This window comes from Terrihalobacillus insolitus, assembly GCF_028416575.1.
GTDB classification, from domain to species: Bacteria; Bacillota; Bacilli; order Bacillales; family Amphibacillaceae; genus Terrihalobacillus; species Terrihalobacillus insolitus.
In genome coordinates, this window is sequence record NZ_JAMQKB010000001.1 from 653,126 (window position 1) to 673,181 (window position 20,056).

Sequence of the window (20,056 nt, forward strand, 5' to 3'; positions counted from 1 at the left end):
TATTAGTTATTGCTTTTCTGATGAACCATAACTTACACGCAGATAGATCTTCTTTCCTTCCACTTCTGTGTATGCAGGTTCATGATATGGGGAATCGAAAGCTCTTACTATATTCATACTATTTTTAAGGTTTTCTAAACCAATTGATTTTTTCTCTAATGTACTCTTTGCATAATAAGTACCAAAACTATGGCCAGACTGGATTAAATCTTCCTGTGGAATCCTCTTGTTAGTATCATTTACTATATCTTGTATATTCTCTCTTAAAACATCATAACAAAGTTGCTCACTTTTTTTGTAAAGAGTAAACCCAGTATCGTCTTCGGTTATCTTTACTTTTTTAATAGCTACTACATCACCAACATCTACACCCTTTGAAATGTAATGTAAAGTAACTCCATACTCCTCTTCATTATTAATAAGAGCATTTATGTTGCAGTAAGATCCTCTATACTCAGGTAGAATACCACCGTGCGTATTAAAAATCCCTTGTTTAAAAGAATAGATTACTTTTTCAGGTATAATCTTGTCATACCTAACAGAAAAACCAATATCAGGTGAAAGATCCTCAACCTCATCGAAAGTTAATATTGGTATATTATTACTCTCGCAATAGGAATAAACTGATTCATCTTCTCTCCAACCAGATATTATTGGACTACAACAAACGCCTAGTAACTCAATATCTTGTCCAGTCACAATTTCCTCTAAGCATTTTCTTGCCAAGCCAATTGAACCAAAGAATACAACCCTCTTCATAAGCTCACCTCTTATACCTTTCTACTGTTTTTGTTCTCCGCTTGTATATAAATACTTTCACTTTTAAATAGCTTCTGCAGTGTCTTAAAAAGAATCTTAATGTCTAACCAAATATTAAACTTTTCAATATACTCAACATCAATCGGAATTCTTTCATCCCATGATACAGAATTTCTAACGGTAACCTGTGTTAATCCGGTCATACCTGGTTTCATTACGAAACGTTTTCGCTGAAAATCGCTATAACCCTCATATTTATATGGATGATGTGGTACAGGAGGTCTCGGACCAACCAAACTCATATCTCCAGTAACAACATTCCAGAGTTGGGGTAGTTCGTCCAAGCTTGTGGCACGAAGTACTTTACCGATTTTTGTAATTCGGTTATCACTCTCAGTTTTAACAAACAAACCTGAGCCGATTTTTTCAGCATTAACAACCATTGTTCTAAATTTTAATATTTTAAAGACTCTACCATTCTTTCCAAGTCGTTCTTGTTTAAAAAACACAGGGCCCTTTGATGTCAATTTAATAGAAAGTGCTATAATGACTAGAATTGGGGAAATAATTATTACACCTATTAAACTTCCAAATAAATCAATCATCCGTTTGATTAATAAATTTAATACTCGCATTGTTTATCTCCACAACTCCTTAATAATCTTAACGACTCTTTCCAAATCCTCATCCGTCATCTTCGTATCAGACGGCAAACATACACCATTCTCAAACAATTTTTCCGATACACTTTCACCAACAAAATCATATTTCTCAAAGAAAGGCTGCAAATGCATCGGTTTCCAAACCGGTCTTGACTCGATATTCTCAGCTTCCAATGCATCAAATATATCAATAGGTCTCACTTTACCAGACAATGTTATCGAGCTTAACCAATAATTCGGTTCATCCCATTCATTGCTAGGCATGAATTCAATGCCTTCAAGCCCACCAAGCTCTCTTTTATAAAACTCAAAAATGTAATTCTTCTTGGCAACTCTTTGATTTAACACTTTAAGCTGCCCTCTACCAATCCCAGCTACAACATTACTCATCCGATAATTAAATCCTAATTCACTATGTTGATAATGTCTTGCTTGATCTCGGGATTGAGTGGCCCAAAATCTTGCCTTAGCAATTCTTTCTTCATTATTAGAAACAAGCATTCCACCCCCGGAAGTTGTGATGATCTTGTTTCCATTAAAAGAGAAGATGCCATAGTCACCGAAAGTTCCAGTATGCTTACCTTTATAGTAAGTACCTAGAGACTCAGCAGCATCTTCTATAACCGCTACGTTATGTTTCTTACAAATCTCCATAATTTTGTCCATATCTGCAGACAAACCATATAGGTGAACGACCAGTACTGCCTTTACTTCTGGATACTTTTCAAAAGCTTCTTCTAATGCTCTTGGGCTCATATTCCAAGTTTCGTAATCACTATCGATAAATACAGGAATAGCATTTTGGTAGATGATTGGATTTGTAGTAGCAGAGAAAGTAAGAGTTGGACAGAATACAATATCCCCTTCTCCAACTCCTGCCGCTTTAAGCGCTAGATGAATAGCAGCTGTTCCTGAAGACAGTGCTGCAGCAGCTTTAGAACCAACCTTCTCAGCAAGCTCTCTTTCAAATCCATTTACATTTTCACCAAGGGGAGCAATCCAGTTTGTATCAAAAGCTTCCTTAACATATTGCATTTCATAACCTTCATCACTCATATGTGGTGAAGAGAGGAATATTCTTTCTTTCACTTTTGTCGATTCCATTTTCTAGACTTCCTTCCCTAGTTAAGTTAATATTTTAGTAGATTAGGACTTATTTAGAAGATCTTCCTTCTAACCAACTACTAACCCACTAAAATTGTTATCTACTACTGATAGCCACCTCGTAATATCTATTCAATCTACCAAGCAAATACGAAATAGACATTCACTCCATAATCACTAAAAACCGAGTTTCTTCCTATTATATATACCATTCAATCAATCTATAAATCTCACTAAAAACGCCTAAAACCCTTATCCCGCAAGGTTTCTAGCACCTTATCTGATTACGATAGTCACTCCCCCACCATAATTCAATCAGCTACTATCAAACAGACTAGTAGCTAATATTTTAAACCATTCCAAATCATCTAACCCCACCGCACTCCACACTACTGACAACAAGTGTCTAAGGTCTCTCAACCCACAGAATAACCGAGAGCCTCCAATGTTAATGGTACAGGAGACAGTACCGTATAATAATTACAAATCACATATAACATGACTAATAATCTGACAAGTGAAGGCGATCAATCTAATTAAAGAAACGGAACAACTTCTTCCTCATTCTCATTACTACCATCCCCGTCGCTTGAATGGATACTACACTCAACCTTCCCATTCACATAACGAATCTCACCTTTAGCAGGACATATATTTTTACCATAATCCTGCAAATATTGAACAAACATTTCATCTGTATGTTCGATACCTTCTGAAACTAAGTATGACTCATACCATCTTTCTAACTGCACACGATTTGCACGGCAAACTTCTTGTTCAGCCTTTTCTTTAGTACCTATAACCGAAGGTACAACAATTACAACTAATATCCCTAAAATAGCAAGAACCACCATAATTTCGAGTAACGTGAAGCCTTTCGAATTAAGGTTTTTTATTCGTAAGGGATTAATCCGATCTTTAATGCTATGTGTTATGAACAATATCTTCTTTATACAAGAAATCTTGCACATAGTAGTTTCCGCCTTCAATTAAATTTGTCTTTAAGACGTTTTTCTACCCCAACTAATCTGTAATTGCCAAGCTTGTTAGTGATCAGAGTCGTAGCCATAGGGATAACCTAAAAGCACATGCACTTATAAAAACAACAAAGAATTCTACACTTTCTATCCCTACAAGTAAAGGTTCGCAAGAACCCCACTATCAAACAAACTTTCCCACGCAAGCTACACTATTTCCTACCCATCACACCAACACCAACCCATAACCTCAATCCCCACTTCACCTTTCCACTTTCTCCCCCAACAAACCAACAAGCATTTCCTCCACCTGTGCCCCTAACTCTTCATCCTTCAGCGCAAACTCAATAGTAGTTCGAATAAATCCTAACTTCTCCCCGACATCATACCTCTTACCTTCAAAATCATAAGCATACACCTTCTGCACCTCATTCAACCGTTGAATCGCATCTGTAAGCTGTATCTCTCCCCCAGCTCCAACTTCTTGTCTGTCCAAGAAATCGAAGATTGCTGGAGTAAACAAATACCTACCCATTATAGCCAAATTGGATGGTGCGGTACCCCGTTCAGGCTTTTCCACAAAATCGTTTACCTGATAACGTCTACCTTCTTGCATGCTTGGATCGACAATCCCATATCGATGTGTTTCCTCATAGGGTACCTGTTGCACACCAATAACCGACCCGCCAGTTTCTTCATATTGATTGATTAACTGTTTTAAACAAGGTGTTTCTGCTTGAACGATATCATCACCAAGTAAAACTGCAAACGGCTCATCACCAATAAATTTACGTGCACACCAAACAGCATGCCCAAGCCCTAGTGGTTCTTTTTGTCTAATATAGTGGATGTCCACTGCAGCTGGTTGTTTCGCTTTTTCTAGTAATTCGAACTTTTCTTTTTTGATTAAGTTATCTTCTAACTCAAAGTTGTTGTCAAAATGATCTTCAATCGCGCGCTTTCCTTTACCAGTCACAATAATTATATCCTCAATACCGGATGCTATTGCTTCTTCTACGATATATTGAATTGTCGGCTTATCTACAATTGGCAGCATTTCTTTCGGCATTGCTTTTGTAGCTGGCAAAAATCTAGTACCTAAACCCGCAGCCGGGATAATTGCTTTTTTTACAGATTTCAAAATAATAACCCCCATATAGTAACCAAAACAATAACGGTATTCTATAAATGCTAATTAAATTACGCTTTCTTAGCTAGCAAACGTTGCTCCATAAAAACAAGCTTCATTAACTCATCCTTTAAAACTTCAGGTGTGAATTTATTAAATTGGTCAATCAAGGAATTTAATTCCTCTGGATCTACCTCAATCGTCCGACCAACGTAAATTTTCTCATAAACTTCACCAGGAAGAACTTCACTTTCCCCTAAGAGTTCTTCATACATTTTCTCTCCAGGTCGAATTCCAGAAAACTCAATTGATATTTCATCCTCTTTGTAACCGGATAGTTTAATAAGATTTTTCGCCAAATCAACAATCTTGACAGGCTCGCCCATATCAAGAACAAAGATCTCTCCACCTTTTGCAAGCGTCCCTGCCTGTATTACTAAACGAGAAGCTTCCGGTATCGTCATAAAATAACGTGTCATTTCTGGATCGGTTACGGTAACTGGTCCACCTTTTTCAATTTGTTTCTTGAACAATGGAATAACACTACCACGACTACCTAGTACATTACCAAATCGAACTGCTACAAACTTTGTCTTGCTACGCTGAGATAAATCCTGAATAACCATTTCCGCAACGCGCTTTGTTGCACCCATTACGTTGGTCGGGTTTACCGCCTTGTCTGTAGAAACAAGGACAAACGTCTTTACACCAAATGTGTCAGCAGCTTGAGCAACATTTTTTGTACCAATTACATTATTTTTAACCGCTTCGTGTGGGTTGTACTCCATTAGTGGTACGTGTTTATGTGCTGCAGCATGATAGATAATCGTAGGTTTATGTTTTTCTACAATATCAAACATCCGTTTTCGATCTTGCACATCACCAATGATCGGAACAATTTCAATGTTAGAATCACCACTTTTTTCACGAAGCTCCATATCAATCGTATAAATACTAAATTCTCCATGTCCTACAAGCACAATCTTCCTAGGTGAGAACCGCATAAGCTGACGACATATTTCCGAACCAATCGAACCGCCTGCACCTGTAACCATCACGGTATGATCTGTTACATATTCCGATATCGTGTTAATATCAAGTTCTACTGGTTCCCGTCCTAATAAGTCTTCCACTTCCACACTTTTTAACTGGTTTACCGATACTTTACCTGTCATTAAATCTTCTATTTTGGGGATCATCTGTACTTTTGTATTTGTTTTATTACAGATCGATACAATGTCCGTTAATTCACCATTACGTAAAGATGGAATAGCAATTACAATATGTTCGATATGCATCTTTTCCACAACATCTGGAATTCCTTCCACAGTACCAACAACTGGAATATTATAGATTTGCATTTTTTGTTTCGAAACATCATCATCTACAAACGCAACAGGATATAGTTCTGTACCTTGTTGTTCATTTTTTAATTGACGTGCAATCATCGCTCCAGCAGCCCCAGCCCCAACAATAAGGGTACGTTTTTGTGTGACATCCTTTGCTATGTAACGATCCCGAAAGATACGCCACACAAAACGCGATCCACCAATTAAAATGATGTGCAACATCCATGTTACAACAAGTGCACGGCGGTAAATGGAAAAATCATTTACGAGATATTGAACCACCCCTGCTGCGACTATGGATAAGGTGACCGCTTTAACAATGGCAGTTAATTCCCCAACACTCGCATAAGCCCAAACTTTGTTGTAAAGCTTATACATCACCGCAAATAAATGATGAAAAATTAAAAGTGCAATAGCGCTAATAATGATTGCATCTAGCTGGAAAACAGGAAGAGTTGGATAGACAACCCAAGCTGCGATGAATAGGGCGGTGCTAACTATTAAGGAATCTAATAAGATTAAAAAAGTTAACCTTGTTCGATAAGCCAATTGCTTCACTCCTTTCCTTGTAAATATGATCTAGCTTTTTTCCGAAATGAAGGTTTGTTTTATTTCTGACAAAAATTGTATCGTTAAGATCGTCTAATTTACTAACTTTTTTGCTTACAGTCTACTCGAAATATCTACAATTTCTGCAAAACGACCAAATAAATAACTAGTGAAACGATACCATCAGCTAATACCGCTTCACTAGTTATCTAGAATAAATTAACTTAATTTAAAAGTTGTGGGCATCTAACCCACCCTCACACCCCACTAATGACAATAAATGTCTAAGGTTCGGAACAGTTGCTCCACCCACAGCGTGATCGAGTGTCTCCATTGGTAAGGGTTAGGAGGCATCACCCTAAAGAAAAAATACGTTTTTACTGAAGCCAGAGGTAGGAAGTCAGAAATAGGCATAGTTTGTCACTGCTAAGCACTTGCTGGATTCTGTTGTATCGGACAAAATCCAACAACGGGAAGCGGTACAGCAAATTAATTCTGCAATACTGATAAGATTCATACTAGAGGTCAAAACATCACGAAATCAAGACAAATCCACCTAAAACAGCCCCAGAATCTTCCTCCGCTTCACTCGTTCGGGAACATCGCCAACGACCGCTTCACCATCCAACAAAAACTGAGCATTTTCCATAAAAAAGTACACCATTTCATTCCCATAGGTGTCTCCAATAAATTGGTTTGCTTCCTGCATTGTAAATCCGCGTGTTGTCGTGTTGTGTGCGTCAGACGCGACAAAATGTGTTAGATTTGATTCGATTAATTGCTGGCTAAATCGCTGGATTTTTTTACCGAATTTACCGATGACACTAGCCGCTGTAATCTGGGTTAGCGTACCATTTTTCACAAACTCATACAATTGATCTGGGTTTTCTATCAGTTCTGCGTTTCTTTCAGGGTGAACGATAATAGGTTTATAACCTTCTACTTGTAAATCAAAGAGTAATTGTCGTGTATAACGGGGGACATGTCCAGAAGGCAATTCGATGAACAGGTAGCCGCTTGTTTCGTTAAGAGGCAATACATGTCCCTGTTGTATATCGGTAATCATGTCGCCATTTATACGTGTTTCTTGTCCTGGTAGGATCGTAAGTGGAACGTCTTCTTCTTGTAACCTTTCATTTAAATAGTGTACATTTTCGACAATGTCTAGCTTTACGTTCGTATATCTACCATTTCGATGGTGGGGAGTTGCAACAATTGTATGTATCCCCTGAGAGACAGCTGTTTTCGCCATCGCTATACTCTCTTCCATATGTTTGGCTCCATCGTCTAAAGCCGGCAATATATGACAATGAATATCGATCACATGCTCACATCCTACTAAACTGTTATCCTACTAAGTACATTAATGTAACCTTATTATAACAGTAGGTGGAACTAAAAAAAACAGTAAAAAATGTCGAATCATGTCATATTAAGGTAAAAAACATAGACTATATGACTAAAAACGCTTGCATATGTGTCTATTCTCCTATTTTCTCGAAAATTTAAAATAAGCCTAATACTTTTTTCTTTTTTATTCTAATTGGTTCTTCACTGATAACAGGTTGACCTTCCAATGCAAATCGGGCGTTTTCTAGTAACTGATTCGCTTTTCCATTTCCGTGTACTTTCTTGATCTCCTGTCTTGCCTTTTGCAGTCCCACGCCATGCGCATCGTATGCCTCCGACGCAATAAAATGGGCCAAATTATGCTCTATTAACTGATGCGCAAATCTTCGTACCTTTTTTCCATATTTCCCAAGTATACTCGCTGTAGATAGTTGCATGAGGGAACCATTTTTCACGAGTTCATATACTTCATTGGCGTTTTCCATTAACAGCTGATTCCGCTCTGGATGGGCAATGATTGGTCGAAACCCTTGGATTTGCAGATCAAACAGTAATTTTGTTGTGTACTGTGGGAGGTGACTCGAGGGTAATTCAAGAAGTAAGTAACCTGTTGTTTCATTAAGCTCTAATATATGGTTCTGCTCAATGCTTTTGCCAATATCACCATACACTTTAGTCAATTGTCCTGGAATAATCGTAACTGGGATATTCTCTTCTTCCACTCGCTTATTTAATAGGGCTACGTGCTTTAATGTCTGATCCTTAAAATTGTGGTATTTCCCGTTCATATGGTGGGGGGCTGCAATGATCACATCAATCCCCTGTCGTACCGATTCCCGGGCGATTGCTATACTTTCCTCCATATGTTTTGCCCCATTATCTACACCTGGTAAAATATGCGTATGTATATCTATCATTCGTCCCCACTCCATTTCTTTTTTCTTCCTATTTGCTAGGCCTTTTTGACGATAGTTATAGTATAACAAGGCAAGTCCCAAGATTACATAGGAAGTTTTGTCGTTTTCTGGAAAATAACAAAGGATAGAGAAAAAAGTTTTAGACAAGGGCGGCTATTTTTTTGCAGAAAAAAAGGATCCCCTTCATGACGCGAAAGAGATCCTTTTTTGGATTAATTTGTTCCGTAATAGTAATAACTCGAGTGCTTTTGTTCGCGGTCGTTCAGGATGGCTCCTAATAGCTTGGCTTTTGCCGGCATTAAAAGGTCACGAGCTTTTTGAGCCGCTTCCTTTTCCGTTTTCTTGCTTCGTACTACTAACAGGGCTCCATCACATAGATTGGCTAAAATTTGTGCATCTGTAACAGCCAATACAGGTGGGGTGTCAATCAAAATGACATCGTAGAGCTCGGAAGCATGGCTCAACATTTTTTCCATTGCTTTTGAGCCTAAGAGTTCAGACGGGTTCGGCGGAATGGGGCCACAGCTAAGCAGGTCAAGGTTTGGAACATCGCTTGCTGTGATCGATTCTTCAAGTGCATTTTCTCCAATTAACACGCTGCTTAGCCCTTTTCTGTTATCTACTCGAAACGTGTAATGTAACGTAGGTTTGCGTAAGTCACCATCGATCAAAAGCACTTTCTTTCCTTGTTGTGCAAATACGATTGCTAAGTTCCCAACGGTCGAGGACTTTCCTTCTGCAGGTCCCGAGGAAGTAATAAGTATCGATTTCATTTCATTATCAACAGACGAAAACTGGAGATTTGTTCGTATTGTTCGATACTGTTCGGAAATGGGTGACCTAGGATTTTGTTTTGCGATTAAATGTCGCACATTATTTCTAGATGGATTTTTTCGTTTGACCACTTGGTTCACTCCTTACCCTACGTTTTTGAGCATGATTGAATTGGCTCGTAATCACGTCATCCTCCGTGATATGAGAAATGACTCCAAGCACAGGTAACTCAAGCTCTTTTTCCACATCCGCTTCCGACTTAATTGTGTTATCTAGGTATTCGAATAAGAAGGCCAGTCCTACTCCGACCATCCCGCCCACAACAATCGCAATCGCAATGTTCAGCATTGGATTAGGATTAACTGGTTGCGGATCAGCTGGTGTGTCTGCTTCCGATAGTATTTTAACGTTATCGACGTTCATTAACTGCGGAATTTCTCGTTGGAACGTTTCCACTGTCGTGTTGGCAATAGCTGTTGCAGTTTCTGGGTCTATGTCCGTAGCTGTTACGGTTACCACCTGCGAATTTTGTGCGCTAGCTACTTGAATTTTCCCTGACAATTGTTCAGAAGTTAATGGTAAGTCTAGTTCCTCTGCTACTTCTGAAAGGATACGAGGACTTTTTATAATGACGTTATACGTATTAATTAGTTCCACGTTCGTTCGGATGTCATTCACATTAAATTCTGTTGATCTCATTTCTGTGCTTTGGTTTACGATAAACTGTGTGCTAGATTCATAGGTAGGTGTTAAAACAAAATAAGTGATAAGTGCACTAATGAGACCTGCCCCTATGACGAGCGAGATAATGAGAAGTAATCGCTTCTTCAGCACTTCAACTATTTCCTTTAAGGATATCGTCTCTTCCATGATTGTCCCCCTAGTATAATTTTTCCGGGAAATTGATTGCATTTTTGAGCAAATTCTAGTACATAACCGAAATTATAACATAATAATACACCAAGTGACAGATGACTTTTGTAGGAATATTTGGGAGAGCATTTCTGGGGGTGCTGTTATCCTTGCGGGTACATGTTGCTGATGCTCAGCTAGTTGAGCATATTTTGGCGGACTCGAGCATTTCAGCCATTTTTTGACTACATATATAAACAGTTGTTGCAGACTACGGACGATGGTCAAGAAGAAGGCCTCGATTATCCAATCATTATGCCACCTCTTCTTGAAAGATGGAAGAGTACTGCTGGTCTTGACACAAGTAAAGAAAATCCAGACGAAAACACCGCCTGGAATTCTTTAATGAATCAATTCAGTTTATCAGGTAACGCATGAATGGAATCAATAAGAATATTGAGCTTTCCTTCGATACGGTGCAGTAAATAAAACGTTACCGCTGCAGGAAATCCAACATCCGTCAAAAAAGACATCCAAGGTTCCACCTCGCCTCCCCCCTTTCAATTGAGTACAAAAAAACAGCTGAGTTCCGATCCCATTTAACAAGAAAGGGAGGGCGTATACCGCCGCTCCCTAGCTGGATTATAATTGGATGTCGAACACGTTCCGCTCTACGATACGTGCTTGTTTTTTGGAAACAAGGTCACCACCTGCTGAGAAAAATGCATTTTGTGTGATGATGGCATCCATTGCTTGGTTAACCGCCACTGGATCTGCTGGTTCTACTGGACTGTCCAATGAAATGGTTACTGTCTTGTTGTCCTGATTAAGGAATTTAAGCTCCAAGGTTTTCATATACGTTACACCTCCTCTTGTTCAAACGTTTGATTAACTTCCTACGCCTCTGTGATTACAGAGCCGTCGCCACGCTCAATAGACTGAAGTGGACGTTGCTGCAATGGTACCAATGCGGTAGCAATTGCAAAAAGCTGGGTTGCTGTTGCTGCTGTTTTGACATTGTTAAATGCTTTCGTCTTGAGGATTGTGTTTCCAGTCACTGGATCCACACCATCCTGCAACACAAGCTGCAACCTGGAATCTACCTTTGTTTCTACTGCCATGTGTCTCACCCCCTTTCACTTTTATAATCGAAAGGACGGTGGTAGGTGGTGTGTATAATGGGAAGTTAATTTTCCTTCTGTGTAAATTGACATGAAAGTTGTACCACCACATGTGACATACCGATAGCTGTCACTGTGCCTCACCTAATCACTTCTCAATGATCAGATTAGTACCCAATTTCTTTCTCACTTCTCTCCCCCAATTTTTCACAGCATCTACAGTTGTATTCTCTTTCTGTGCAATAGCTTTAATTGGAAGGTCTAAAATGATGTGGTAGTAAACCCACTTCCATTGTTTGATCGTTAAAAGGGATTTAATTTCTTCCCAAAACAAAGGATCTTCTAGCGTATCGATTGCATAGCTTTCGTAATTCGAAATCTGATAATCGATGACGAGAGTATCTTTTTCTATCTGCCGGATGTTTTTTCGTAAGAGGTCAATTAAGCGATTTCGGATAGAATAGTTGAGGTAAGTGGAGAAACTCCCCTTCTCAGGTTGGTACGTGCAATAAGCATTCCATAAGGCATAAAGCCCTTCTTGGTAGTATTCCTGATGGGGATCAAAAATACCTAGCTTATGAATATGATAGTGAATTCTCCTTTCGTTTTGCTTCGCTACTTCACAAAATGGTTTGTCGATTGCTTTATTCATTTGTTTTCCTCTTTCAGTAAGCCGGCTTACATATTTTCCATGGTATACCTCTATTATCGTATATGGTGTCAAGTGAGGTGTTATTCAATAACCAAGACTTTTAATTTGTCGAATTTTAGGGAAAGTAAGAATTTTAGGGGAAAATGTTGTCAAAACATGTCGAATTTGCACGAAAATCGTCACTTCTTTTCAACGGTTATTGAATAACGCTTTTTTACTAATTCGCAAAAATTTTTTTAATTTTTTTTAAATTATTTTTTTATGTGAGAGAGGAAGCGCGCTGAACCCTTGGTGTATCTGCGTTTTCAGCGATTTTCATTTTCTTGTTACTAGATACAAAAGGAACTAGAAAGCAAAGATGAGGCCAGCTCTCTATGATTCTCTGAAAATGGATTCGACAAATTTCGGGGGGCACTGTGACAATCTCACAATCTCATGCATAACCGCTATAGTATATTGCATAATTGAAAACATAACCTTATAATAAGGCGTGTTCACTAATTTCAAAGGAGAATTTATATGTATCGCAAGGAATTGCGTCAATTAAAAAAGAAGAAACGTAGGCGTAGACTGCTTGTTATTATATTTGTATTGGCATTAGGACTAACAGGATTTGGGGGGTACCTTTTCGTGCAGACCCTTCAAGCTGCGAATCAATCTTATGATGACCTTGACAGGGAAAAATCAAAGCTGCGAGATCAGGCTGTTTCTATCGGTAATGATCCAGTGTCCGTATTGTTGATGGGAGTAGAAAGCTATTCCTCAGGAGGAACTGGTGGTCGATCAGACACCTTAATGGTAGCTACCTTTAATCCTGATGATAAGAAGGTCAAATTGTTAAGTATTCCTCGTGATACGTTAGTAGAAATTGCAGGGAAAGGGAAAGAAGACAAAATAAATCATGCCTTTGCGTATGGCGGAAAAGAAATGTCTATTGAAACAGTTGAAAACTATCTAAATATACCAATTGACTACTATGCTACTGTAAATTTTGACGGATTTAAAAATATCGTGGATATTGTCGGCGGAATCACTGTAGACGTCCCATTTGACTTTAAGCAAAACAGTGATGATCGTGTTGCTGAAAAACTACAATTCTATAAAGGTGAAATGGAGCTAGATGGTAGATATGCTTTGGCATATGCAAGAATGCGGCTTGAAGATCCAAGGGGAGATATTGGGCGTAATGAACGTCAGAAACAGGTAGTTAAGGAAATACTAAAAGAATTAACTTCAATTAAAACGGTTACCAAAGTGGATGAAATAGCTGAAGAATTAGGAGAAAACATTGAAACGAATATGAAACTATCAGAAGCTTTAGGGTTTTATAGAAAATACTCCGATTTCAGTGTTGCTGATATTGACCAGCTAACACTTGAAGGAGAAAGCCAATATATTGATGGAGTTTCTTATTATATCCCCTATGAATCATCCGTTGCAGAAGTAAGAAATGCATTAAGAAACCATTTAGAGCTTGATTCAACTGATACACATTAATATATGACATATTAATAGAAAACTTGAGCCTCCCATTTCATGGAGGCTTTTTTGTTATGCATATCAATGGTGACACATACAATCTAGCATGTGTCACCTTGAGCGCCGAATTTTTTTAACGCTCGCTCATTCGGGATACAGCTCTAAGAGCCATTGGATTGTTCTATTTATCTGTTACTATTTTGATAGGCTTCTAAACCTAACATTAAACCAACTGACTTATTTTCCCCCCATATGGAACCAAAACTACTTAATGGCACTGGCCTTGGACCTACTGCTGGTGAAATTTCAGGAGTGAACCCTGGTTTTTGCATTCCGTACAAGAACCAATCTGTATATCCTCCTCCACTAGGATTCGATCCCGGGAATATTAGTCTGTATCCTGTTTTTTGATTGATCATTTCAGCTATTTTCTTACTTGTTTGTTGTAGTGCTCCGCTTGTTTTATAATCCCAATATAGAATTTCGCCAGAAGAATGATAGGCTACGGCTGTTTTAAAATCATGAGCTAAAGTGAAGTCGTACATCGCCTTTGATTCGGGTTCACTTAGTGGTAGTAATCCCTTGAAATTTTGAGGAGAAGGTCTACCTGTATTATTTTGTATCGTGCTCCAGCCTGCTGGATATTGCCTGTTTAAATCTACTCCTCGGATATTTGCTTTCCAGGCAGAGAAGTCTGTACTTCCTCCGTTCATACTAATAACCTGTTGGGGGCTTTGAGCACTGTAAGCACCCTTTTGCACCAATGACACCCCATCGGGATTCACCATTGGAACGAACCATATAGACGCATTGTTAAGGATGTATCTCGGATCATATCCCTCGATCGTTTCATCCATTACATATGACTGACTATAGCTATCTATCATTTCCATTAATAGATTCGTAGTTAACCATTCTCTTGCATGATGTGCACCATTAAAGAATATTTCTGTGTTTCCTTTCCCAACTTTTATTGCATAAAGATTCCTACCGTCTACAGATTGCCCAATAATCTTTGTGGTGATGAGCTCTGGGTAAGTCTCCTCTAACTCTGAAATATCCTTTTCCATTTGTTCATACGTATATACCTGATTCGGGTTCACAATATTTTTAGCTACTTTAGCCTCAACATTGCTTTTTCGCACGTATCCATAGCGGCCAGAAATGTTCACTTCATACCAATTTCCATAATCTCTTGTAACAGGATAATTCTGGCCTTGTTCGATTACACCAAAAGGAATTAAATCTTTTCCTGTGTTATCATATATCGTTATGTTATTTAATGCTTTAAGAATACCAATTGAGGAATGATTCATTGATACATTTTTGATCGAATTTCCGTCGTCGGGAATCGTGCCCTTTTTATAAACGTACCCATAGTGATCACCAAATCGGATACGATGCCAGTTTCCATAATCACTCACCCGGGGATACACTTGCCCCGCTTTTAAAGTACCAACCTGTTCAAGGCCCTTTCCTCGGTTATCGAATATGGCGAGGTTCTCTTCCGTTACCTTAAAATATTTTGTATCGTTTGTAAATTGCTCGATCACATTATTTTTTTGTACATACCCTATTCGGCCACCTACAATAATACGATACCAATTCCCGTAATCACTCACGATCGGATAGGTTGTTCCTTTCTTAATGGTAAAAAACGCTGTTAATTGGCTTGTTGAATTATCATAGACAATCGTATCTTCTTTCGTAATAAAGGTGCTTAGGCTATTTTTGTATGTTTGATTCTCACTTTTTATAGAATTCTGAAACGAAGGAATCGTTCCATCTTCATACACATAGCCATAATTGCTTCCGAATTGAATCCGGTGCCAGTTTCCATAGTCACTTATTCTCGTGTATACTTGTCCCTTTTTAAGTGTTCCAATCTCCTTTAAACTTCCACCTCTATTATCAAATACAGTTAGATTTTCTTCTGTTACTTCGAAATAGCGTGATTCATTGTTAAAGTAGCCATTTACATCATTCTTATTAATATAACCTATTCGGCCAGCAATGATGACACGATACCAATTCCCATAGTCACTTACAATCGGATACCGTTTCCCTTCTTCGATCATGGCAAAGGGTATTAGCTTCCCTGAAGTATTGTCGTAAACTATTGCTTTTCTTTCTGCAATAAAATATTGGTTCGTGTTCAGATAGGTTCGATTTTGATTTTTAACCGTATCCCCCGAAGCTGGGACTGTATTCGCTTTATATACATAACCACTATCATTACCAAATTTAATTTCATGCCAGTTTCCGTAATCTCTTGCTATCGGGTATACCTCTCCTCTAGTAAGTTCCGCTACTTTCACTAATTGGCCATTTTGGTTAATCACTACATCCGCATTATTGTCGATTACTTTAAAGTAATCCGATGATGCTTGGATCCATGGATTATCCAATGAAGATATATTTGCCGCTTCATTATTCCCTTCTGCAAACACGGTTACTGTTTCTAAAAGTAATAAAAAAAATATGAATATTGTTGTGGTACGCGTCTTTGTCAAAAAACTTCTCATGTTGTCCCCCATTTTCTTGCACTTAATTTATATAAGTTTAGTATATTTCATAATAATAGGAGGAACAATAGCTAGTTTTTAACATTTGAATCAAACAGGAATTAAACAAAAAAGGACTCCCCTCATAACGAAGGCAAGTCACTGTAAATTATAATTTGTCTTTCACTTTAACTAGCCTTTTAAAACTATTAATCAAAGGTTTCTGACCATTCATAACCACTCCTGAAAGTTCAGCAAATACTTGCACTCCCACAACGACCACTACAATAATTATTAAAGAAGTGAGCAATGTTGCGCTATTAAATATGATCGCCATTATGCCAAAGAAAGTACTAAAAGCATAAATAATTAATACTGCTGCCCTATGACTATAACCCATTTTCACTAATTGATAATGGATATGTTTCTTATCTGGCGTTCCAATACTTTGCTTATTAATCAGTCTCCGAGTTATTGCGAACATTGTATCGAAAATAGGTATAGCAATTACCACTATAGGGATAATAAAGCTGAACAAGGCAACATTTTTAAATAGTCCAAGCATGGATATAATAGCAATAGAATAACCCAGAAATAATGCGCCCGTATCACCCATAAAAATTTTGGCGGGATAAAAATTGTGATACAGAAACCCTAAACAGCTTCCGACTAAAATAATCCCAAGATACACAACAATCATTCGATAATCCATAATGGCCATTATTAATATGCTTGTCAAACCTATTGCAGAAACTCCAGCTGCTAATCCATCTAACCCATCAATTAAATTGATGGCATTTGTGACTCCTACAATCCATAATATTGTAATCACAAAGCTAAAGTTGTCCAAGTAAACGGTACCTAAGAAAGGCATCGTTAACTTATCAATGATTAGTCCAGACGATACGACGATCGAAGCTGCAATTAGTTGTCCAGTTAGTTTGTAGATCGGTTTTAATTGAAAAAAGTCATCTAAAACACCTGTTAGAACGATAACGAAAGCACCTAATAAAATTGCAGACATATAGGCCGCTTCCGGTTGCAGAAACAAATAGCCGCTTATTGCTCCAATAACGATCGAAAGCCCACCTAACCGTGGCATGCTTACCGTATGCGCTTTTCTATGATCAGGTTTATCCATAGCTCCAAATTTAATTGCCATTTTTCTAATGAATGGTGTAATGGAGATAGAAACAATGGCTGATATTAAAAAGGCAGTAACTAATTGAGGAATATCATACATATTGTATTACACCTACTTGCATTCAAATTAATTTAATAATACTTTATTATTCATTATCCCACAATAGGGAGAAAGTTATATAAGCCATCTTTTTCTAATTCGATGATCTTCTAAATAGACGATTCTTATAAAGGAAAAGTTTCATTAAAACATCATTTTAGCATAAAAGTGAAACGTTGCGACTGCCTGTTGCACAAAAAGTGCACAACATAGAAGTTGTACACTCTTTATTATTTTGACTTACTTGTTCTTGTTGACCTAAATACTCTACGTTGGTTTTTGTTTTGTGATGAATTGGTTTGAGTATTTATGCTTTCTCTAGTCTCTACAAAGTTAATTCCAATTGTCACACCTAACCACTGAAAGATTCCAATCGTAGCAAAGCTTGGCGAATTAGGGAATAGTGTTAACTCAAAATTAATATACAAAAGTAAAGCTAAAAGATAGCAAGCTGAAAATTGACCAGCGATTGTATGGAGGTTATCTTTAAGTAATCTCCAAATGTAGAATAGGATCATGCAGAATACAAATAGACCAAACATGCCTACTTCTAAAAGAACCTGAAGGTAAACATTATGAGTGGTTAAATTAACTTCGGATATGTCCCAAGGCATAGTACCATATCCATTTCCTAAAAAAGGAGATTTAAGGATTCCCTTTTCTATTACTGGTTCCCAAATGATTTGCCTTCCCGAGAAGATCGTTTGTGTAAATATATTCACAAAAAGGTTTGATACTATTTGTGCAACAGGCCCCTTTGAAATCAAGATATAGATAATAGGAAATGTTAAGTTGACCAAAAGTATTGGTAAGAACAGTTTTTTAAACCACTCTATTCTGAAATTTAATATGAGGTAGAAAATAACAAAAGCAAGCAGTGTTAAATAAACTGATCTAGATGATGTAGCAATAATAAGAATAAATCCAATAGCTGATATGGCTGCAAATATAACCTTTCCTATTCCTTTTGAATATAGAGCAGCTAAACTAGTAAAAAAGATAGAGCAATATAAGATGATGCCAAGACCATTTGGATTTGTAATATAACTTCTAAAATCGCCTGTTCTGAAATCTTGGTACACCCAATGGCGGAATACGACTAAAATAAATATGCTTAAACCAGAAGCAAGTATAATAAGTCCTTGTTTGTTCCATTTCATTCGTAAGAGTGAAAGGATGATGACAAAATAGAGGGTGAAATGGAGGATTGTCTCCAACGATCTGTCATCCTGGTATTGGATATAACTATATAAATAAATAAAAGTATACAGCGCAAACAAAGAATAGATTGCCTTAAATTTAGTGAAGTCTAAGGCCTTCCAATTATACATAATGATAAAAAACAAAGAAAACAAAAGATATGCTGCGTCGATACTTTTCATACCAAAGTTTTTATATTCTACGTTATTTACAAGACTAGCAATATTTAGCACCAATATTGGACTAATCATTAATATCATAATTTGATTTAACTTGATGATCTTCTCGTCCATGATATTCCCCTTTTTTTATTCTAAGTTGTACTATTAGTATAATATAATAGAATGCATAAGTTAATGGGATTTTTATTGTCACAAAAAAGATGACACATACATTTAAATAATGTTGTCATCTTTTCTTGCATTTACTTTCATGACTTCATCCATTGCTTTATGCGTAATATCGGAAAAGCTATGTTTACTTATTTCATTTTTTACACGGGATGTCTCCTGTGAATTGTCAGATAAGTATTTTCTCACAAACGATAGTTGACCTCTTATTTTTCTTCTAACAAATTCTGCATGGTGTGCATCTTCTAACTTTGACAGTAAAGCATCCAGATAGGAAATGACCTCAAGACGTTGTGTAATACAAAAGTCAAAGGTATGATGTTGTCTAGATATAGAACCATCCTTAACTAGACGGTAGTAGATAGCCTTTTCTTGTGTAGGTATAATCTTGACGTTTAACTTGTTAGTTGTAAACAATGCAGTAGTAAAAACAACATCTTCTCCACTTCTTAGATCTACAAATTTGTGGTTCTTCACGATATATGTAGGCAGGCACTTACATGCATTCATCGACATGACGTGTCCAAGAGAGTTTAAATTATTATAATTTAATTCCTCCGCCTTGATTATTTGGTTGTTTACAGTATTGTCATATGAATAGTTTCCATCCTGATCTATATCGACAATTTGAGAGATTGCGACCGAGTTATGGCGAGAATACTGATACATTTTCTCTAAATAGTTTTCAGAAATAAAGTCATCATCATCAACGAATACAGTAAATTCTCTGTTAGCTAATTCTATCCCTACGTTTCGAGCATTCGTTACACTTGCCAAAGGCTCGTACAGAACAGTGATATTATCTATATGATTCTCCTTAATGAGATTGTCTATTATTGTTTCAGTAGCGTCCTTAGCACCATTTATCACAACGATCACTTCATAAAACATACTTGAAAGTGTTTGATTTACAATGGACTCTAAGCAATTGCTAATATACTCTTCACCTTTATATGTTGGAATAATAACGCTAATACCTGGTTTGAATGGAGTATATAAAGATGTGGAAGGAACCTGTGTATGATTAATTTTCTCTATTAAATTTTCTATTTCATTTATTCTTTCTTGATATTCACTATTCATAT

The 20,056-nt window shown here is 37.3% G+C and carries 19 protein-coding genes; 1 reads left to right on the plus strand and 18 read right to left on the minus strand.

Annotated features, from left to right (window positions below; all coding sequences use genetic code 11):
• Positions 1-6: 6 nt before the first annotated feature.
• From NC797_RS03070 to NC797_RS03135, 14 genes are all read right to left on the minus strand, one after another.
• Positions 7-759, minus strand: a complete 753-nt coding sequence (locus NC797_RS03070) for a methionyl-tRNA formyltransferase (protein WP_272435182.1) — start codon at positions 757-759, stop codon at positions 7-9.
• Between the two features lie 11 nt (positions 760-770).
• The gene (locus tag NC797_RS03075; protein WP_272435183.1) at positions 771-1,394 is read right to left on the minus strand and encodes a sugar transferase; all 624 of its coding nucleotides are present in this window, start codon (positions 1,392-1,394) and stop codon (positions 771-773) included.
• A 3-nt stretch (positions 1,395-1,397) separates the two neighbouring features.
• A complete protein-coding gene (locus NC797_RS03080) occupies positions 1,398-2,510 on the minus strand; it encodes a DegT/DnrJ/EryC1/StrS family aminotransferase (RefSeq protein ID WP_272435228.1) in 1,113 nt (370 codons plus the stop codon).
• A gap of 551 nt (positions 2,511-3,061) precedes the next feature.
• The gene (locus NC797_RS03085; RefSeq protein ID WP_272435184.1) at positions 3,062-3,496 is read right to left on the minus strand and encodes a type II secretion system protein; all 435 of its coding nucleotides are present in this window, start codon (positions 3,494-3,496) and stop codon (positions 3,062-3,064) included.
• Between the two features lie 268 nt (positions 3,497-3,764).
• Positions 3,765-4,643, minus strand: coding sequence for a UTP--glucose-1-phosphate uridylyltransferase GalU (gene galU / locus NC797_RS03090; protein WP_272435185.1), 879 nt, complete (start codon positions 4,641-4,643; stop codon positions 3,765-3,767).
• Positions 4,644-4,702: 59 nt separating this feature from the next.
• Positions 4,703-6,529: a polysaccharide biosynthesis protein gene (locus NC797_RS03095; protein WP_272435186.1), complete on the minus strand. Its 1,827-nt coding sequence runs from the start codon at positions 6,527-6,529 to the stop codon at positions 4,703-4,705.
• Between the two features lie 556 nt (positions 6,530-7,085).
• Positions 7,086-7,853, minus strand: a complete 768-nt coding sequence (locus tag NC797_RS03100) for a tyrosine-protein phosphatase (RefSeq protein WP_272435187.1) — start codon at positions 7,851-7,853, stop codon at positions 7,086-7,088.
• 181 nt (positions 7,854-8,034) lie between these two features.
• The gene (locus tag NC797_RS03105; RefSeq protein ID WP_272435188.1) at positions 8,035-8,796 is read right to left on the minus strand and encodes a tyrosine-protein phosphatase; all 762 of its coding nucleotides are present in this window, start codon (positions 8,794-8,796) and stop codon (positions 8,035-8,037) included.
• A 212-nt stretch (positions 8,797-9,008) separates the two neighbouring features.
• The gene (locus NC797_RS03110; RefSeq protein ID WP_272435189.1) at positions 9,009-9,701 is read right to left on the minus strand and encodes a CpsD/CapB family tyrosine-protein kinase; all 693 of its coding nucleotides are present in this window, start codon (positions 9,699-9,701) and stop codon (positions 9,009-9,011) included.
• On the minus strand, positions 9,676-10,440 hold the full coding sequence (locus tag NC797_RS03115) for a YveK family protein (protein ID WP_272435190.1): 765 nt from the start codon (positions 10,438-10,440) through the stop codon (positions 9,676-9,678). The genes NC797_RS03110 and NC797_RS03115 overlap by 26 nt, the downstream gene beginning before the upstream one ends.
• 392 nt (positions 10,441-10,832) lie before the next feature.
• A complete protein-coding gene (locus tag NC797_RS03120; RefSeq protein WP_272435191.1) occupies positions 10,833-10,967 on the minus strand; it encodes a YvrJ family protein in 135 nt (44 codons plus the stop codon).
• A 97-nt stretch (positions 10,968-11,064) separates the two neighbouring features.
• Positions 11,065-11,277, minus strand: coding sequence for a DUF2922 domain-containing protein (locus NC797_RS03125; RefSeq protein WP_272435192.1), 213 nt, complete (start codon positions 11,275-11,277; stop codon positions 11,065-11,067).
• A gap of 41 nt (positions 11,278-11,318) precedes the next feature.
• Positions 11,319-11,543 carry a DUF1659 domain-containing protein gene (locus NC797_RS03130; RefSeq protein WP_272435193.1) on the minus strand — a complete coding sequence of 75 codons (225 nt, stop codon included), beginning with the start codon at positions 11,541-11,543 and terminating at the stop codon, positions 11,319-11,321.
• Between the two features lie 148 nt (positions 11,544-11,691).
• Complete coding sequence (locus tag NC797_RS03135; protein ID WP_272435194.1) at positions 11,692-12,195, minus strand: sigma-70 family RNA polymerase sigma factor; 504 nt, start codon at positions 12,193-12,195, stop codon at positions 11,692-11,694.
• A gap of 519 nt (positions 12,196-12,714) precedes the next feature.
• On the opposite strand from NC797_RS03135, the gene NC797_RS03140 reads away from it, so the two are divergent.
• Positions 12,715-13,692, plus strand: a complete 978-nt coding sequence (locus NC797_RS03140) for an LCP family protein (RefSeq protein WP_272435195.1) — start codon at positions 12,715-12,717, stop codon at positions 13,690-13,692.
• Between the two features lie 167 nt (positions 13,693-13,859).
• On the opposite strand, the gene NC797_RS03145 is transcribed toward NC797_RS03140, so the two are convergent.
• From NC797_RS03145 to NC797_RS03160, 4 genes are all read right to left on the minus strand, one after another.
• The gene (locus NC797_RS03145; RefSeq protein ID WP_272435196.1) at positions 13,860-16,199 is read right to left on the minus strand and encodes a M14 family metallocarboxypeptidase; all 2,340 of its coding nucleotides are present in this window, start codon (positions 16,197-16,199) and stop codon (positions 13,860-13,862) included.
• Between the two features lie 148 nt (positions 16,200-16,347).
• Positions 16,348-17,421, minus strand: coding sequence for a glycosyltransferase family 4 protein (locus NC797_RS03150; protein WP_272435197.1), 1,074 nt, complete (start codon positions 17,419-17,421; stop codon positions 16,348-16,350).
• A gap of 230 nt (positions 17,422-17,651) precedes the next feature.
• The gene (locus tag NC797_RS03155) at positions 17,652-18,914 is read right to left on the minus strand and encodes an O-antigen ligase family protein (protein WP_272435198.1); all 1,263 of its coding nucleotides are present in this window, start codon (positions 18,912-18,914) and stop codon (positions 17,652-17,654) included.
• 102 nt (positions 18,915-19,016) lie between these two features.
• On the minus strand, positions 19,017-20,054 hold the full coding sequence (locus tag NC797_RS03160; protein WP_272435199.1) for a glycosyltransferase family 2 protein: 1,038 nt from the start codon (positions 20,052-20,054) through the stop codon (positions 19,017-19,019).
• Between the last annotated feature and the right edge of the window lie 2 nt (positions 20,055-20,056).

Bases quoted from the DNA above. Each gene is read 5' to 3' on its own strand.
- NC797_RS03145 (WP_272435196.1), bottom strand. From the start codon at position 16,199: ATGAGAAGTTTTTTGACAAAGACGCGTACCACAACAATATTCATATTT.
- NC797_RS03140 (WP_272435195.1), top strand. From the start codon at position 12,715: ATGTATCGCAAGGAATTGCGTCAATTAAAAAAGAAGAAACGTAGGCGT.
- NC797_RS03105 (WP_272435188.1), bottom strand. From the start codon at position 8,796: ATGATAGATATACATACGCATATTTTACCAGGTGTAGATAATGGGGCA.
- NC797_RS03115 (WP_272435190.1), bottom strand. From the start codon at position 10,440: ATGGAAGAGACGATATCCTTAAAGGAAATAGTTGAAGTGCTGAAGAAG.
- NC797_RS03070 (WP_272435182.1), bottom strand. From the start codon at position 759: ATGAAGAGGGTTGTATTCTTTGGTTCAATTGGCTTGGCAAGAAAATGC.
- NC797_RS03135 (WP_272435194.1), bottom strand. From the start codon at position 12,195: ATGAATAAAGCAATCGACAAACCATTTTGTGAAGTAGCGAAGCAAAAC.
- NC797_RS03160 (WP_272435199.1), bottom strand. From the start codon at position 20,054: ATGAATAGTGAATATCAAGAAAGAATAAATGAAATAGAAAATTTAATA.
- NC797_RS03085 (WP_272435184.1), bottom strand. From the start codon at position 3,496: ATGTGCAAGATTTCTTGTATAAAGAAGATATTGTTCATAACACATAGC.
- NC797_RS03130 (WP_272435193.1), bottom strand. From the start codon at position 11,543: ATGGCAGTAGAAACAAAGGTAGATTCCAGGTTGCAGCTTGTGTTGCAG.
- NC797_RS03150 (WP_272435197.1), bottom strand. From the start codon at position 17,421: ATGTATGATATTCCTCAATTAGTTACTGCCTTTTTAATATCAGCCATT.
- NC797_RS03125 (WP_272435192.1), bottom strand. From the start codon at position 11,277: ATGAAAACCTTGGAGCTTAAATTCCTTAATCAGGACAACAAGACAGTA.
- NC797_RS03075 (WP_272435183.1), bottom strand. From the start codon at position 1,394: ATGCGAGTATTAAATTTATTAATCAAACGGATGATTGATTTATTTGGA.
- NC797_RS03155 (WP_272435198.1), bottom strand. From the start codon at position 18,914: ATGGACGAGAAGATCATCAAGTTAAATCAAATTATGATATTAATGATT.